The 15,743-nt window shown below is 71.5% G+C and carries 15 protein-coding genes; 9 read left to right on the plus strand and 6 right to left on the minus strand.

The genetic code is table 11. The features are described 5' to 3' along the window. Nucleotides 1-88: 88 nt before the first annotated feature. Nucleotides 89-826 (minus strand): L,D-transpeptidase family protein, encoded by a 738-nt coding sequence (locus ACF1BE_RS29825; RefSeq protein WP_392202175.1) that lies wholly within the window; start codon nt 824-826, stop codon nt 89-91. A gap of 264 nt (nt 827-1,090) precedes the next feature. On the opposite strand from ACF1BE_RS29825, the gene ACF1BE_RS29830 reads away from it, so the two are divergent. From ACF1BE_RS29830 to ACF1BE_RS29845, 4 genes are all read left to right on the plus strand, one after another. Continuing rightward, the gene (locus tag ACF1BE_RS29830; protein WP_392202108.1) at nt 1,091-2,947 is read left to right on the plus strand and encodes an ABC transporter transmembrane domain-containing protein; all 1,857 of its coding nucleotides are present in this window, start codon (nt 1,091-1,093) and stop codon (nt 2,945-2,947) included. Next, complete coding sequence (locus ACF1BE_RS29835; RefSeq protein ID WP_392202109.1) at nt 2,944-4,725, plus strand: ABC transporter ATP-binding protein; 1,782 nt, start codon at nt 2,944-2,946, stop codon at nt 4,723-4,725. Before ACF1BE_RS29830 ends, ACF1BE_RS29835 begins: the two co-directional genes overlap by 4 nt. Nucleotides 4,726-5,146: 421 nt before the next feature. Further along, complete coding sequence (locus tag ACF1BE_RS29840) at nt 5,147-5,617, plus strand: DUF5709 domain-containing protein (protein ID WP_392202110.1); 471 nt, start codon at nt 5,147-5,149, stop codon at nt 5,615-5,617. A gap of 42 nt (nt 5,618-5,659) precedes the next feature. Next, nucleotides 5,660-5,923: a type B 50S ribosomal protein L31 gene (locus tag ACF1BE_RS29845; protein WP_392202111.1), complete on the plus strand. Its 264-nt coding sequence runs from the start codon at nt 5,660-5,662 to the stop codon at nt 5,921-5,923. A 14-nt stretch (nt 5,924-5,937) separates the two neighbouring features. Here ACF1BE_RS29845 and ACF1BE_RS29850 read toward each other — a convergent pair whose 3' ends face one another. Further along, a complete protein-coding gene (locus ACF1BE_RS29850; RefSeq protein WP_392202112.1) occupies nt 5,938-6,732 on the minus strand; it encodes a metal-dependent hydrolase in 795 nt (264 codons plus the stop codon). 144 nt (nt 6,733-6,876) lie between these two features. Between ACF1BE_RS29850 and ACF1BE_RS29855 the strand changes: the two genes are divergently transcribed. Together ACF1BE_RS29855 and ACF1BE_RS29860 are read left to right on the plus strand one after the other, a co-directional pair. Further along, entirely contained in the window at nt 6,877-9,390 is a 2,514-nt protein-coding gene (locus ACF1BE_RS29855) for a DUF3516 domain-containing protein (protein WP_392202113.1), read from the plus strand. Nucleotides 9,391-9,409: 19 nt separating this feature from the next. After that, a complete protein-coding gene (locus tag ACF1BE_RS29860; RefSeq protein WP_392202114.1) occupies nt 9,410-10,276 on the plus strand; it encodes an acyl-CoA thioesterase in 867 nt (288 codons plus the stop codon). A gap of 31 nt (nt 10,277-10,307) precedes the next feature. Here ACF1BE_RS29860 and ACF1BE_RS29865 read toward each other — a convergent pair whose 3' ends face one another. Together ACF1BE_RS29865 and ACF1BE_RS29870 are read right to left on the minus strand one after the other, a co-directional pair. After that, entirely contained in the window at nt 10,308-11,543 is a 1,236-nt protein-coding gene (locus ACF1BE_RS29865; RefSeq protein WP_392202115.1) for a DUF6397 family protein, read from the minus strand. A gap of 126 nt (nt 11,544-11,669) precedes the next feature. After that, a complete protein-coding gene (locus ACF1BE_RS29870) occupies nt 11,670-12,083 on the minus strand; it encodes a roadblock/LC7 domain-containing protein (protein ID WP_392202116.1) in 414 nt (137 codons plus the stop codon). A gap of 92 nt (nt 12,084-12,175) precedes the next feature. On the opposite strand from ACF1BE_RS29870, the gene ACF1BE_RS29875 reads away from it, so the two are divergent. Both ACF1BE_RS29875 and ACF1BE_RS29880 read left to right on the plus strand, forming a co-directional pair. Next, nucleotides 12,176-12,604, plus strand: coding sequence for a PPOX class F420-dependent oxidoreductase (locus tag ACF1BE_RS29875; RefSeq protein WP_392202117.1), 429 nt, complete (start codon nt 12,176-12,178; stop codon nt 12,602-12,604). 167 nt (nt 12,605-12,771) lie between these two features. Next, nucleotides 12,772-13,371, plus strand: coding sequence for a class I SAM-dependent methyltransferase (locus tag ACF1BE_RS29880; RefSeq protein ID WP_392202118.1), 600 nt, complete (start codon nt 12,772-12,774; stop codon nt 13,369-13,371). Between the two features lie 15 nt (nt 13,372-13,386). On the opposite strand, the gene ACF1BE_RS29885 is transcribed toward ACF1BE_RS29880, so the two are convergent. Then, nucleotides 13,387-14,142 carry an alpha/beta fold hydrolase gene (locus ACF1BE_RS29885; protein ID WP_392202119.1) on the minus strand — a complete coding sequence of 252 codons (756 nt, stop codon included), beginning with the start codon at nt 14,140-14,142 and terminating at the stop codon, nt 13,387-13,389. 106 nt (nt 14,143-14,248) lie between these two features. Here ACF1BE_RS29885 and ACF1BE_RS29890 point away from each other — a divergent pair, with 106 nt between their 5' ends. After that, nucleotides 14,249-14,782 carry a PadR family transcriptional regulator gene (locus ACF1BE_RS29890; RefSeq protein ID WP_392202120.1) on the plus strand — a complete coding sequence of 178 codons (534 nt, stop codon included), beginning with the start codon at nt 14,249-14,251 and terminating at the stop codon, nt 14,780-14,782. On the opposite strand, the gene ACF1BE_RS29895 is transcribed toward ACF1BE_RS29890, so the two are convergent. Beyond that, nucleotides 14,759-15,664: an oxygenase MpaB family protein gene (locus tag ACF1BE_RS29895; RefSeq protein ID WP_392202121.1), complete on the minus strand. Its 906-nt coding sequence runs from the start codon at nt 15,662-15,664 to the stop codon at nt 14,759-14,761. The two genes, ACF1BE_RS29890 and ACF1BE_RS29895, sit on opposite strands and share 24 nt — an antisense overlap. Nucleotides 15,665-15,743: the final 79 nt, after the last annotated feature.

Consider the following 15,743-nt stretch of genomic DNA (forward strand, 5'->3'; position numbering starts at 1 on the left):
CGGCTCGATCAACGCCCACGACTCATCGGTCAGCTCATGACGACGCACCACGCACAGACCAACGACGCCGACACTTTGCGGACACGACCTAGGCCAGCAGGGTCGCCCTGTCCCCCATCACCACGACAGGATCCCGCGCGGGGTCGAGCGTGCGCAGCAGGTGCTCCATGGCATCCCTGGAGACGCTGACGCAGGCCGAGGTGCCGCTGCCGTGGTCCATGTGCAGCCAGATACCGCCGCCCTTGCCCTGGCCGCGGGGGCGGGTGGCGTCGCGCGGCGGCGTGCCCCTGAGACGGTTGTAGTCGATGGCGATGACGTAGTCGAAGTCGTGCTGGTGTGCCTCGTCCCACTCCTCCGGGGGCGCGTAGGCATCCTCGTCCTGGTCGTAGGGCAGCCGGGTGCCCGGGTCGGGGAGGGCACCGCCCGCGTCGGTGAGGGTGAACACGCCGGTCGGGCTGCGCTGGTCGCCCTCGTGGTGGTCGGTGGTCCAGCCGCCGCGCCCGTTGTGCGCGGGCCAACTGCCCACGGGACGCCACTTGGAGCCCCGCCGCGTATACAGCACCAGTCTGGACTCGGCCGAGTCGTCGTCCTCGCCGTACACGGCCACGACCTGGCGGGAGTCGGCGGGAATCCGTCGGTACAGGCGGTCCCCGACGCCCGGGATGCGGGTCGGGTCTGTCGTGGGGGCGGACGACACGGTGGGGGTCCGCCCGAGCGGGCCATGAGCACCGTGCGCGCTGCGGGCGGAGGCGGGTCCGGGGGTGGCCGTGCCGCAGGCGGAGAGCGTGGCGAGAAGGAACCCGAAAGCCGCCGCCGCGAGCGTCATGCGCCGCGCACTGTCGATCTGCACCCGCTCATGGTGGCATCGCGCTCCGGTCCATTGTGCGATCTTTCGGGCATTCACCGTGTCGGGTGACGGTCGTTCGAACAATGCGCCGCCCCGTGCTCCCCGTGCCTGGCCGGAACCCGCGGACTCCGCAGGCCCGTCAGGAAAACCGTTTGAAATTCACCTCGGTGCGACGCGAACCTTTCACGGCTTGCTGCCGCTCATCGCCCTCTTCTCCTCCCTGACACGAGCCACTGGGACGTCATGCAGATCCAAGACCTTCCGTATCCCGACCCGGGCGTTCCCGACGCACGCTCGGGTCCCCGATTCCTGTGGTGGCTCTGGCGCAACCAGCTGGGCGGACAGCTGAAGGCGCTCGCCTGGGGCCTGCTGCACTTCGTCGGGGTGTCCGCGCTGCCCTTCTGTGTCGGTCTGGCCGTGCAGGCGGTCATCGACCACTCCGGCCCCCGGCTGGCCCTGACAGGTGGTCTGATGCTGGTCTGCGGCACGGCCATCGCGGTCGGCGACACCTTCCTGCACCGGTCAGCGGTCACCAACTGGATCACCGCCGCCGCCCGGGTCCAGCAACTGCTGGCCCGCAGGGCCGCCCTACTGGGCTCCGCCCTGACCCGGCGGGTCGCGGCCGGCGAGGTCGTGGCCGTCTCCACCGGTGACGTGGAGAAGATCGGCTGGTTCGTCGAGGCCGTCTCCCGTTTCACCGCCGCCGCGTTGACCGTGGCGATCGTCTGTGTCGGCCTGCTCGTCTACCAGCCGGCGCTCGGCGTGGTCGTCGCCGTCGGGCTCCCTGTCGTGGCGCTCGCGGTGCTGCCGCTGCTGCCCCGGGCGACGCGCCGCGCCGACGAGCAGCGGGCGAAGGCGGGCCGGGCCACCGAGCTGGCCTCGGACACCGTCGCCGGGCTCCGGGTGCTGCGCGGCATCGGCGGTGAGGAGCTGTTCCTCGACCGCTACCGCCGCGCCTCGCAGGAGGTACGGCACGCCGCCGTGCGCAGCGCCCGTATGTGGTCGCTGATCTCCGCCGTCCAGGTACTGCTGCCCGGACTGCTGCTCATCGCCGTCGTCTGGCACGGTATCCATCTGGCCCGCCAGGGCCGCATCACGGTCGGTGAACTCGTCACCGTCTACAGCGCCGTCATGGTCCTCAACTACCCGCTGCGGCACTTCGAGGAGATCGCCATGGCGTACTCCTTCTCCCGCCCCTCGGCCACCCGGGCCGCCCGGGTGCTGTCGCTGGAGCGGTCCTCGGTTCCCCTCCGCACGGACAAGGACAAGGACGGGAGCCGGGACCGGGCCGAGGCCGAAGCTGAGGCCGAGGTGCCGGTCGGTGACCTGTACGACCCGGCGACCGGTCTGCTCGCGCCTGCCGGCCGGTTCACGGCGGTGGTGTGCGGCGACCCGGACGCGGCGGGCACGCTCGCCGAGCGGCTGGGCGGCCATCCGGCGGAACCGGACCGGTCGGTGCTGCTCGGTGGGGTGCCCCTGGACGAGCTGCCCCTGAGCACCGCCCGGACCGCCGTCCTCGTCCAGGACAAGGACCCGGTGCTGCTGTCCGGCACGTTGCGCGAGCTGCTCGACGTCCCCTCTTCCGGAGCGGTACGCGCCGCGGACGCGCTGGCCGCGGCCCAGTGCGGGGACGTGCTGGACGCGCTGGTGCAGGGTTCGCTGGACGCCGCCGACCCCATGGACGCCCGCATCACCGAGCGCGGACGCTCCCTGTCCGGCGGCCAGCGCCAGCGCCTCGCGCTGGCCAGGTCGCTGATCACCGATCCCGAGGTGCTGGTGCTGGACGAGCCGACCTCCGCGGTCGACTCGCACACCGAGGCACGTATCGCGGACGGTCTGCGCCGGCTGCGGTCGGGGCGGACGACGGTCGCGTTCACCTCCAGCCCGCTGCTGCTCGACCGCGCGGAGCGGGTCGCCCTGGTCCACGAGGGAGAGGTCGTCGCGGTCGGTACGCACCGCGAGCTGGTCGACAGCGAGCCGCGGTACCGCGCCGTGGTGACCCGGGAGACCGACGAGGATCTGGCCGGAACCCGTGAGGGGCCGGCCGGCTCCGACGACGGCGTGCTGATGGAACTGGACGAGATGGAGGAAAGCGCATGATCGGCGTTGCGCCACCGGCCTACGACCCGGCGGCCCCGACGACCGCCTCCACCCTGCCCGTCGGCGCCGCCGCCACCGTGCGCGCGTACGTCACCGAGCTGTTCCGCCGGCACCGCCGGGCCTTCCTGCTGCTCGTCACCGTCAACACGGTGGCCGTGCTCGCCTCCATGGTGGGTCCCTACCTGCTCGGTGACCTGGTCCAGCGGGTGACGGACGACTCCCGGGAGCTGCACCTGGGCCTGACCACCACGCTGTTCGTGCTGGCACTGGCCGTGCAGGCCACCTTCGTCCGGCAGGTACGGCTGCGGGGCGCGATGCTCGGCGAGCGGATGCTGGCCGACCTGCGCGAGGACTTCCTCGTCCGGTCCGTAGGGCTGCCGCCGGGTGTGCTGGAGCGGGCCGGCACCGGTGACCTGCTCTCCCGGATCACCACCGACATCGACCGTCTGGCCAACGCGATGCGCGAGGCCGTGCCGCAGCTGGCCATCGGTTTCGTATGGGCCCTGCTGCTTCTCGGCGGGCTCGTGGTGACGGCCCCGCCACTGGCCGCCGCCGTACTGCTCGCCGCACCGGTGCTGGTGGCCGGCTGTCGCTGGTACTTCAGACGGGCACCCTCCGGATACCGCTCCGAGGCCGCCGGATACGCAGCCGTCGCCGCCGCGCTCGCCGAGACCGTGGACGCGGGCCACACCATCGAGGCGCACCGCCTCGGTGCTCGCCGCATCGCCCTCTCCGAGCGGCGGATCAAGGAATGGACCGCCTGGGAGCGCTACACCCTCTGGCTCCGCTCGGTACTCTTCCCGGTCATCAACGCCGTGCACGTCATCGTGCTCGGCTCGGTCCTGATGGTCGGCGGGGTGCTCGTCCTGCACGGCTGGCTGGACGTGGGCCGGCTGACCACGGGAGCGCTCATCGCACAGATGCTCGTCGACCCGGTGAACCTGATCCTGCGCTGGTACGACGAGGTGCAGGTCGCCCAGGTCTCGCTGGCCCGCCTCGTCGGGGTGCGGGAGGTCGAGCCCGACGCGGGGGACGGCGCGGCGGCACCCGACGGGCGGGAGGTGCGCGCCGACCGGGTGCGCTTCGGTTACCGCGAGGGCGTCGACGTGCTCCGCACGGTCTCCCTGGAGGTCGCGCCGGGCACCCGGCTGGCCCTGGTCGGCCCGTCCGGCGCGGGCAAGTCGACCCTGGGCCGGCTCCTCGCCGGAATCTACGCGCCACGGGACGGCCGGGTCACCCTGGGCGGAGCGGAGCTGTCCCGGATGCCCGCGGAGCGCGTGCGCTCGCAGGTCGCCCTGGTCAACCAGGAACACCATGTCTTCGTGGGCTCCCTGCGCGACAACCTCCTGCTGGCCCGTACCGGTGCCACGGACGTCGAGCTGTGGGACGCGCTGGGCGCGGTCGACGCGGACGGCTGGGCGCGGGCGCTCGACGACGGCCTGGACACCGAGGTCGGCTCCGGCGGGCTGGGCCTGACCCCGGCGCAGGCCCAGCAGATCGCGCTGGCCCGGCTGGTGCTGGCCGATCCGCACACGCTCGTCCTGGACGAGGCGACGTCGCTGCTCGACCCCCGCGCGGCCCGCCACCTGGAACGCTCGCTGGCGCGGGTCCTCGACGGCCGCACCGTCGTCGCCATCGCCCACCGTCTGCACACCGCTCACGACGCCGACGTGATCGCCGTCGTGGAGAACGGCCGTATCAGCGAGCTGGGCAGCCATGACGAGCTGGTCGCCGCGGACGGGGCGTACGCGGCCCTGTGGCGGTCCTGGCACGGGTGACGACGGGGCCGGCTTGCCGCTGCCTGGGCCGCGACGGCGGTAGGCCGCTCCACGGCCCTGGTTCCGCACCGACGGCGGCAGGCCGGTCCACGGCACGGGGGTGTCCGCCCCGACAGCGGTACGCCGGCCCGTGGGACCGGTGCCGGCACGGTCGAGGCGGGACGGGTCGGCCGTGCCGGTGCAGCCCCCGTACCGGCGCCCCGCAGGCCGCAACCCGGCATGGGTGCGGAGGCCCGCCTCCTCGCCGGGAGCCGTGCCGTTGCGCGGTGCCGAGCAGGGGTGGAAGGCTGGAAAGCGGCACCGGCTGGAGGAACGCGCGGGAACCACTCGATTCACGGCGCGTAACCCCCGTGCCGGGCGTGCAGACGGCCCACCGTCCGCTGGGGCGGCACCCGGCCGTCCTCACCACCTGGAGGTACTCGTGGACAGCGCCGACGGCTGGGGGGACGACGTCTACCAACCCGATCCATCCGAAATAGCGGAGGATTCGGGGGTGCTCGACGTCGAGGACACACTGGACTTCGACGGCATCGCCGAACCGCTCGACCGCGGCTGGTCCCCTCCCGAGCGACCGTGGGCGGTGGAACACATCGGTGTGACCGCTGCCGAACGCAAGGCGGGCGAGAGCCTCGACCAGCGGCTCGCCGAGGAGCTTCCCGACCTGGCCACCCCCGGCGGCGACGGCATCGGTGACTGTGACGGCACGGACGGCGAACTCCTCGACAACGAGGTCGGCAATCTCCGCTCCGGCCGGCTGGTGGCCCCCGACGAGGGTGCGCACGAGGACGAGGAGCCCGCTCTCGTCGCCACCGACGTCGGCATCGACGGTGCCGCCGCCTCCGCCGAGGAGGCCGCGATCCACATCGTCGACGAGGACTCCCTCCCCGGCTGACCCATACGCCACCGGCCCGACCGCCCCGCACGAGGAGCCGCCATGCAGCAGGACAAGCACCCCGACTACCAGCCCGTCGTCTTCCGCGACCGGGCCGCCGGATACGCGTTCCTGACCCGGTCCACCGCGCGGAGCGAGCAGACCATCGAGTGGGACGACGGCCGGACCTACCCGGTGATCGACGTGGAGATCTCCTCGGAGAGCCACCCCTTCTACACAGGCAAGGCCCGCACGGTGGACACCGAGGGCCGCATCGCCCGGTTCGAACGGCGGTACGGAGGAGCGGACGCGGGCGAGGCGAGCTGATCGGGCAGGGTTCCTCAGATCACGTTGAGGGCCGCGGCACAGCCCACTCCCCCGAGCAGCATGAACACCGGCATCAGTACTCTCAGCTCGACCCAGCTGCCGGCCCGGAACCGCATCGGCTTCGGCGGACCGATCGGGTACCAGCGCTTGCGGCCCACCGGGATCGGCCACAGGATCGGGCAGCCGGACACGGTCAGCGCGTCCCCGATGTCGTGCACCAGCGCCCCCAGCACGACCGGCAGCCCCAGCCACATGTACTCCTGCCCGGGCGCGGTGAAGAGCCAGCCGGAGCCGTTGCCCGGCCTGTCCAGCACCCCCGCGATGATCCACGCGCTGGTGGCCGCCAGCAGCCAGACCAGGACGTCGCTGCTGGAACCGCGCGCGGCCCGCCACAGCAGACCCTCGATCGCCAGCACCAGGTGCGCGAACAGGATCGCCAGCACCGCCCAGCGGCCCCCCGTGATCGCCGCCGCTGAGCAGCCCGCGCCTATGAGCACCGCCCAGAGCCAGGTGTGGGTCAGCGTGCGGTGACCACCGGAGCGGCGTGGGTCGCCCTGCTTCCTGGTCGCCTTGTAGACGGCGTACGACAGCTTGTCCACGATCTCGCAGATCCAGCGGGAGACCGGCCCGAAGGCGCGGGAAATGGTGGCCGCCTTGTGGTCGAGGTCCGGGGCGAGCGCGGCGCCGGCACAGATCAGCGCGCCGGTGAGGAGGACCGGCCAGGGCATCGCATGACCGGCCGCGGCGGCGGCCGCACCGACGCCGAGCCAGGCCGCGGCCCCCGACAGTGAGTGTGCTGGTCCCATCATGGCCGCTTCCCGCCCCGTTCCTCGTGTACCGCTGCCAGTTGGCCTGGTCCGCCGACGCTGTGCCGGCGACACAGCGTAGCGGCCGTGATCTTCGTACCCGCAGCCGATTCCCCGGTCAGGCGGGAGGCCAGGCAAGATGGGGGCGTGACCCTCATCGATCAGCTGCCGCCGACCGCCGACCCCGACGCCCTGTACGAAGCCTTCGAGTCGTGGGCGCGGGAACGCGGTCTCACCCTCTATCCGCACCAGGAGGAGGCGCTGATCGAGGTGGTCTCCGGGGCGAACGTCATCGTGTCGACGCCCACCGGTTCCGGCAAGAGCATGATCGCCGCGGGCGCGCACTTCGCGGCGCTGGCCCGCGACGAGGTCACCTTCTACACGGCCCCCATCAAGGCTCTGGTGTCGGAGAAGTTCTTCGAGCTGTGCAAGATCTTCGGCACCGAGAACGTCGGCATGCTCACCGGTGACGCGTCCGTGAACGCCGACGCACCCGTGATCTGCTGCACCGCCGAGGTGCTGGCGTCGATCGCGCTGCGCGACGGCAAGGGCGCCGACGTCGGCCAGGTCGTCATGGACGAGTTCCACTTCTACACCGAGGGTGATCGCGGCTGGGCCTGGCAGATTCCACTGCTGGAGCTCCCGCAAGCACAGTTCATCCTGATGTCGGCAACCCTGGGCGACATGTCCTTCTTCGAGAAGGACCTCGCCCGCCGGACCGGCCGCCCCACGACGGTGGTCCGCTCGGCCACACGCCCGGTGCCCCTCTCCTACGAGTACCAGCTCACCCCGCTCACCGAGACACTCACCGAGCTGCTGGAGACCAGGCAGGCGCCGGTCTACATCGTGCACTTCACACAGGCGCAGGCCGTGGAGAGGGCGCAGGCGCTGATGAGCATCAACATGTGTTCGCGTGAGGAGAAGGACCAGATCGCCGAACTGATCGGCAACTTCCGCTTCACCACCAAGTTCGGCCGCAACCTCTCCCGTTACGTCCGGCACGGCATCGGCGTGCACCACGCCGGCATGCTGCCCAAGTACCGGCGCCTGGTGGAGAAGCTCGCCCAGGCCGGGCTGCTGAAGGTCATCTGCGGCACGGACACGCTCGGCGTGGGCGTCAACGTGCCCATCCGCACGGTGCTGTTCACGGCGCTGACCAAGTACGACGGCAACCGCGTGCGGACTCTGCGGGCCCGGGAGTTCCACCAGATCGCGGGCCGGGCCGGCCGGGCCGGCTTCGACACGGCCGGGCTCGTCGTCGCGCAGGCACCGGAACACGTCGTCGAGAACGAGAAGGCGCTGGCGAAGGCGGGCGACGACCCGAAGAAACGGCGCAAGGTGGTGCGCAAGAAGGCGCCGGAGGGTTTTGTCGGCTGGACGGAGAACACCTTCCAGAAGCTGATCGAGTCGGATCCTGAGCCGCTGACCTCGCGGTTCCGGGTGACCCACACGATGCTGCTGTCGGTGATCGCCCGCCCGGGCAACGCGTTCGAGGCGATGCGCCACCTGCTGGAGGACAACCACGAGCCGCGCAGGCAGCAGCTCCGGCACATCCGCCGGGCGATCGCGATCTACCGCTCGCTGCTCGACGGCGGCATCGTGGAGAAACTCGACAAGCCGGACGCCGAGGGCCGCATCGTCCGGCTCACGGTCGACCTCCAGCAGGACTTCGCGCTGAGCCAGCCGCTGTCCACGTTCGCCCTCGCCGCGTTCGAACTCCTCGATCCCGAGTCCCCCTCCTACGCCCTCGACATGGTCTCCGTCGTCGAATCCACCCTGGACGACCCACGGCAGATCCTGGCCGCCCAGCAGAACAAGGCGCGCGGTGAGGCCGTCGCCGCGATGAAGGCGGACGGCGTCGAGTACGAGGAGCGCATGGAACGCCTCCAGGACATCACGTACCCGAAGCCGCTGGAGGAGCTGCTCTTCCACGCGTACGACACCTACCGCAAGAGCCACCCGTGGGTGGGTGACCATCCGCTGTCCCCGAAGTCGGTCGTCCGGGACATGTACGAGCGGGCGCAGTCCTTCACCGAGCTGGTGTCCCACTACGAGCTTGCCCGCACCGAGGGCATCGTGCTGCGCTACCTCGCCAGTGCCTACAAGACCCTCGACCACACCATCCCGGACGACCTGAAGTCCGAGGATCTGCAGGACCTGATCGAGTGGCTGGGCGAGATGGTGCGCCAGGTGGACTCCAGCCTGCTGGACGAGTGGGAACAGCTCGCCAACCCGGAGGAGATGACCGCCGAGGAGGCCCAGGAGAAGGCCGACGAGGTCAAGCCGGTCACCGCCAACGCCCGCGCCTTCCGTGTCCTCGTCCGCAACGCCATGTTCCGCCGCGTGGAGCTGGCCGCCCTCGACCACGTCGAGGAACTGGGCGAGATGGACGCCGAGTCCGGCTGGGACGCCGACGCGTGGGGCGAGGCGATGGACAAGTACTGGGACGAGTACGACGACCTCGGCACCGGTCCGGACGCCCGTGGCCCCAAGCTGCTCGTCATCAACGAGGAGCCGGAGAACGCCCTGTGGCGCGTCCGCCAGATCTTCGACGACCCGAACGACGACCACGACTGGGGCATCAGCGCCGAGATCGACCTCACGGCCTCGGACGCCGAGGGCCGTGCGGTCGTCCGTGTCACCGATGTCGGCCAGCTGTGAGCACAGGAGAAACCCACCGATGACGAATCCGGCCGAGAAACTGGTAGACCTGCTCGACCTGGAGCAGATCGAGGTCGATATCTTCCGTGGCCGCAGCCCGCAGGAGTCCCTCCAGCGGGTTTTCGGCGGCCAGGTGGCGGGACAGGCACTGGTCGCCGCCGGCCGCACCACGGACGGCGAGCGCCCGGTGCACTCCCTGCACGCGTACTTCCTGCGCCCGGGGCGGCCCGGAGTGCCGATCGTGTACCAGGTGGAGCGGGTCCGCGACGGTCGCTCGTTCACCACGCGCCGGGTCACGGCCGTGCAGCAGGGCCGCACGATCTTCAATCTGACCGCCTCCTTTCACAAGCCCGAGGAAGGACCGTTCGAGCACCAGCTCCCGCCGGCCCGTGAAGTGCCGGACCCGGAGTCGCTGCCGACGGTCACCGAGGAGATACGCAAGCATCTCGGCGCGCTGCCCGAGCAGTTGGAACGGATGGCACGCCGCCAGCCCTTCGACATCCGGTACGTGGACCGCTTGCGCTGGAACGACGACGAGATCCAGGGTGCCGAGCCGCGCAGCGCCGTGTGGATGCGCGCGGTCGGTCCGCTCGGCGACGATCCCCTGGTGCACACGTGCGCGCTGACCTACGCCAGTGACATGACCCTCCTGGACGCGGTCCGCATCCCGGTCGAGCCGCTGTGGGGACCGCGGAACTTCGACATGGCGTCGCTGGACCACGCCATGTGGTTCCACCGGCCGTTCCGGGCGGACGAGTGGTTCCTGTACGACCAGGAGTCGCCGATCGCCACCGGCGGGCGGGGCCTGGCGCGCGGTCGCATCTACGACGTCCGGGGACGGCTGCTCGTCTCGGTCGTCCAGGAAGGCCTGTTCCGGTCCCTGTGACGTCCGGCGCCGGATGCCGGCGGCGGGGTCGTCAGGGCCGTGCGGCTCGTGGACCTCTCCACCGCAGCCAGGCTCGCGGACCACGGCACGGCCACGCGGCTTCCGGCAGCGACCGCGGCGTTCGCCGTGCGCCGTGGGTCGCCGCCTGGCCCGCCCCTCCGGTCTCGTGCCCCTGGGGGAGGGGTGCGGCTGCCGGTAGCACGGCCCGCAGCCGGGGCCGTACCGCCGGCTGTGACGACGGCCGGGTCGCCGGTTGCGGCAGTCGGGTCGCCCGCCCGGGCCGCCGGCCCGCCGGTTCGGGCGCTCGCGCCGCCGACCCGCATCGGTGCGCCGTCGGATCCGGCGGCCGCGGCGCAGGGTGCTCGGGCCACGTCGCCGGTCCCGGGAACCTCGTCGTGTCCTCCCTGGGCCGCGTGACCGTGCGCGCCATCGGCGAGATGGGCCGCGCCGCCGCTCGGATCACCGGCGGAACGCGGCGGGCAGCGGGGCGCGGTGCGGGCGAGAGACTGCGGGCCTCCTCCATCGCGCGCGCCAGGTCGTTGCGCAGCCAGCCGAGTTCGTCCGTGTCCTGGGCTGTCGTGATCCGCTCGGCAAGCTCCGCGGAGGGCGTTCCGGGAGCGCCCTGACCAGGTGGGGCGGGGCGGAACCGGTTCAGGTACGCACGCTCGTACGGGTCCCTGACGATGTCGGCGACATCGAGGGCGGTGAGGAACGCGGCCACGGCCGCGGCGCGGGCCCAGGGATGCTCCGCCTGCCGCAGCAGGATTCCCAGGCGGCGTCCGCGCCAGTTGCGGGCCCGTAGATCCACTCCGGCGGCCAGCTGGCCGCGAAGGCTCTCGGGCGTACGACCCTTGAGCAGGTTCCTGTTCTTCGCGTCCGCGGCGAACTCCCGCAGGTCTTCGGCGAGATAGAGCCAGACCACGGCCCGGTAGCGGTTGAGGAGGAAGTGCGTGGGCACGAGCAGGCCCAGCCGGGCGAGCCGGGTGAAGCGGCCGGCCGAGATGTTCATGAGGGCGGCACCCTCGGCGGTCCCCATGAGCCGCACTCGCTCGCGCAGGGCATCGGGGAAGCCGTCCTGCGCGCGGAGGCGGTCGATCTCCGCCCACTGCACCCGGCGGGCTCCGCCCCCGCCCTCGTCGGGCACGGACCGGATGCGGCCGAGGTGCACGGCGAGGTCGAACTCGCCTCGCTCGAGTTTCAGTTCTCGAGCGGCACGACTCGGTGTGCAGTGACTGGGACGGGCCGGGCCGACGGTGTTTGCCGACATGGTCGTACTCCCCCGTGGAGTGAGTGGCTCACGCCCTGCGCGTTCGCCGTGCACACACCGTAGCCGTTTCGTCGCCACCCGTGTCAGGCCTGTGGACAACTCGACGCGGATGGAAGAAACCCGTGGTCAGGCGTCCGTGATACGGGTCTTCTCGGGTTGCCTGGCGCCGACGCCGAGGTGTTCGCCGACCCGGTTGACCAGCAGGGTCATCTCATAGGCGATCTGACCGATGTCGGCCTCCGCCCCGCTGAGCACGCACAGACAGCTACCGGCGCCGGCCGCGGTCACGAACAGTACGGCGTCGTCGTACTCGATCATCGTCTGGCGCACCCTGCCCGCACCGAAGTGGCGTCCCGAGCCCTTGGCGAGGCTGTGCAGTCCGGACGCGACAGCGGCCAGATGCTCGGCGTCCTCGCGGCGTAGCCCCGTACTCGCTCCCGTGACCAGTCCGTCGTTCGACAGGACCAGCGCGTGGCGCACGTGATCCACCCGCTCGGTCAGATCGTCCAGGAGCCAGCCGAGTCCCTGGTTCTGCGGCATGTCCTTCTCCCCGTGTGATGTCTCCCCCTGGCTGGAGGAACCTCTCCGCCAGCCTTCCCCACGACCGGCGCGCGGGCAAGCAGGATGGGCGCATGGCAGAGAAGATGACCGATGAGGAGTGGCGGGCGTTCGTCTCGGACGGCACCCGCACCGGCAAGCTGTCCACCGTTCGCGCAGACGGGAGCCCGCATGTGGCTCCGATCTGGTTCGTGCTGGACGGGGGTGAACTGGTGTTCAACACCGGCAAGGACACGGTGAAGGGACGCAATCTGGCCCGTGACGGCCGAGTCGCCCTCTGCGTGGACGACGACCGTCCGCCTTTCCACTTCGTGGTGGTGAGCGGTCGGGCCCGGTTGTCGGAGGACCTGGCCGAGGTGCGTCTCTGGGCCACCCGGATCGCTGCCAGGTACGTGGGCCAGGAGCGCGCCGAGGAGTACGGCGCCCGCAACGGCGTGCCGGGTGAACTGCTCGTCCGCGTCTCCATCGACAACGTGGTGGCGGTGCGGGACCTGGCGGCCTGAGCCGCGGGTTCGGGCCGTGTCCAGTAGCGGGCGGTGTGGCCGCGGCGCACGAGGGGGCGCATTCCGCGAGCTGGTGGAACACGACACAGAGGCGTGCCGCCACGAACGCGTCCGCTCGAGCATGCGCACCGGGGTGTCCCCCGTGGCGGTGAGAGATCATGCGGAACATGAGCGACGACCACACACACGTCCAGGAGTTCTTCACCGCGCGGGCGGCCGGCTGGGACAGCCGGTTCCCGGACGACGGGCCCGCCTACGCCGCCGCTGTCGCCGGTCTCGGGCTGCGGGAGGGTGCCCGCGTGCTGGACGCCGGCTGCGGCACGGGGCGCGCTCTGCCGCACCTGCGGGCCGCCGTGGGCCGTTCCGGGGTGGTGCTGGGCGCCGATCTGACTCCGGCGATGCTCCAGGCCGCCGTACGGGCGGGCCGGGACCGCGACGGCCGGCTGCTGCTCGCGGACGTCGCCGCGCTGCCGTTGCGCCCGGGTTGCCTGGACGCCGTGTTCGCCGCCGGTCTGATCGCCCACCTGCCGCATCCGGCGGACAACCTGCGCGAACTGGCCCGCGTGGTGAAGTCGGGCGGCACGCTCGCGCTCTTCCATCCCATCGGCCGCGCGGCCCTGGCGGCACGTCAGGGCCGCCGGATCACCCCCGACGACCTGCGCGCCGAGGGCAACCTCGCTCCGCTTCTGAGCCGTTCGGGATGGCGTATGAGGTCGTACGCCGACGAGGACGCACGGTTCCTCGCGCTCGCGGTCCGCGAGGACTGACGACCCGGAGGGGGGTCAGCCGGTTCCGGCCACTGCCGCCGCGAAGGCATCGGGATTGTCGAACATGACGTTGTGCCCGGCTTCGGGCACCGTCACCACCCGTACCCCGGCCGATTCCAGACTGTCCCGGCCCGCGAGTTCGCCGCTGTGTGCGCCCTGGAGGAAGACACGGTCGACGGGTGACTCCTCCAGGAGTGTGCGCATCACCGGATCCGAACCCCGGCACAGACCGACGGCGCTGCGGTGCAGGGCGCGGGGGTCGGCGAGCCGCATGGTGGCCGACCACAGCGGGCCGACGGCGTCCAGCATGCGCGCGTACCCGCTGGCGACGAACTCGTCCTCTGCATAGGAGGCGATCGCGCTGCTGGCCGCGGTCACCGGCGGGAAGGCGTCCAGGTTGGCCTCCGTGAGGACCAGCCGGGAGACGAGGTCGGGCCGCCGATGGGCGAGCACGACAGCTACGGCGCCGCCCATGCTGTGCCCGATCAGTTCGGCACCGGCGGCCCCCGCCGCGTCCAGGGCGGTCGCGACCGCGTCGGCGTGTTCCTCCAGCGTGTAGCCGAAGTCATGGGGGCGGTCGCTCGTGCCGTGTCCGGGAAGGTCCACGAAGAGAGTGCGCCGGCCCGCGAGGCCGGGTCTGGCCGCGATGTGTGCGTGGTACGCGGTGGACATCGACCCGAGCCCGTGCAGATACACCCGGGCGGGCTCCGCTCCCGGCGTCTCGGTCCACCGGATGTTGCTTCCCCTGCCGTCGAACGTGGCCTGCCGCACCGCGCCCCTCCCTGAGGTCGTCCAGAAGCCCACCATACATCGACACCGATGTATGTCGTCAGCGTTTTAGTGCTGAGGCGATGTACGTCTGAGGAAGAATGCGGTCATGCTCGAACTCGCCATCCTGGGATTCCTCTACGACGCCCCGCTGCACGGGTACGTCCTGCGTCGTCACATCGCCGCGCTCACCGGCCATGTGCGCCCCGTCGCCGAGAGCACGCTGTACCCGGCGATCAAGCGACTGGAGAAGGCCGGCCTGCTGGTGCGGGCCACCGAGCCCGGCGCCGCGGCCGCCCCCCGTCATGTGCTGAGGCTGACGGAGGAGGGCGGGCGCGAGCTGAAGCGCCGGCTCGCCGAGCCCGCACAGCGCGAGATCACCGACGAGAACCACTGGTTCACGCTGCTGGCGTTCCTCCGGCACCTGGCGGATCCCGCCGCGCAGGCGGCTGTACTGCGGCGCCGGCTGGCCTTCCTGGAGGAGCCGGCCAGCTTCTTCTACGAGGGCGACCGGCCGCTGCGCGCCGAGGAGCTGGACGACCCTTTCCGGCGGGGTGTGCTCACCATCGCCCGGGCCACGAGCCGGGCCGAGCTGGCCTGGCTGCGCGACACGCTGAGGTCACTCGACCGGGTCGGTCGCTGAGCTGTCCAGGTGCCGCACCGGGCAGCCGCGCAGCCCGGGGACCGGGCGGGTGCCGAGGTCCGCCACATGGTAGCCGTTCGGGTATCCCCTGATCTCCCGGTTCTGGCGTGCGAAGTGCGGGGTGCGGCGCGGCGGCAGCAGCCGGACCAGCCGGCCGCGCGTACGTACGGCGCGGCGCACCAGCGCGGAGGTGGTCGCGCCGGGTCGCTGGTAGCGGAAGGCGCGCAACAGCGGTTCGTCCAGCAGGGCGAGCGTCGCCGTGCGCAGCAGCGGTGCCATCGGCCGCGGGTACCAGGACGCCATCAGGGCGAGGGTGGCGTCGGAGACACGTCTGGCCCCCTCGTCCCAGCCAAAGTGGGTCTCCTCGTAGTCGTCGAGAAGGGCTTCGAACTCCTCGTAGGTTGCCGGAATGCCGGGGATGCCCATGTGCCGGCCGAGGGCGCGGTAGTACTCCGTGGTGGCGACGACCTCGTGCCGGGACAGCCGCCGCCAGCCATAGGCGTCGATCCAGCGCCGGGGCACCACGACGAAGGTGCTCAGCACGTACCGCATGTCGTCGTCGCTGATGTCGTAGCTGCGGTGCATCTGGTTGATGCGGCGGACGGCGGTACGCCCCCGCTCCGCGGTGAAGCCGTGTTCCACGATGGTGTCGAGGAGCAGTGAGGTGTCGTCGTACCGCTTCTGCGTGCGCTCGGTCAGCTCCGCCGTCCGCGCGAGCAGCCGCCCGATGCTCGGCACCGCGTAGGTGCGGTACAGGGCCAGCTCGAGGGCACGCGTGTAGTCCCAGGGGAACTCGAGGGTCACACTGATCCGGTAGATCTCCGGCGCGTCCTTCACCGGGTCCAACCGGCGGATCCGACCGAGCCGCTCGAACCGCTTCACCGAGCCGTCCCCCTTATGCCGTCGAAACCCCAACTCTACGTTGGAGAAGAGCAGACGAACGATCGAACTGATCCCGTAC

Source organism: Streptomyces sp. NPDC014991 (assembly GCF_043080665.1).
In the GTDB taxonomy this organism is placed as follows: Bacteria; Actinomycetota; Actinomycetes; order Streptomycetales; family Streptomycetaceae; genus Streptomyces.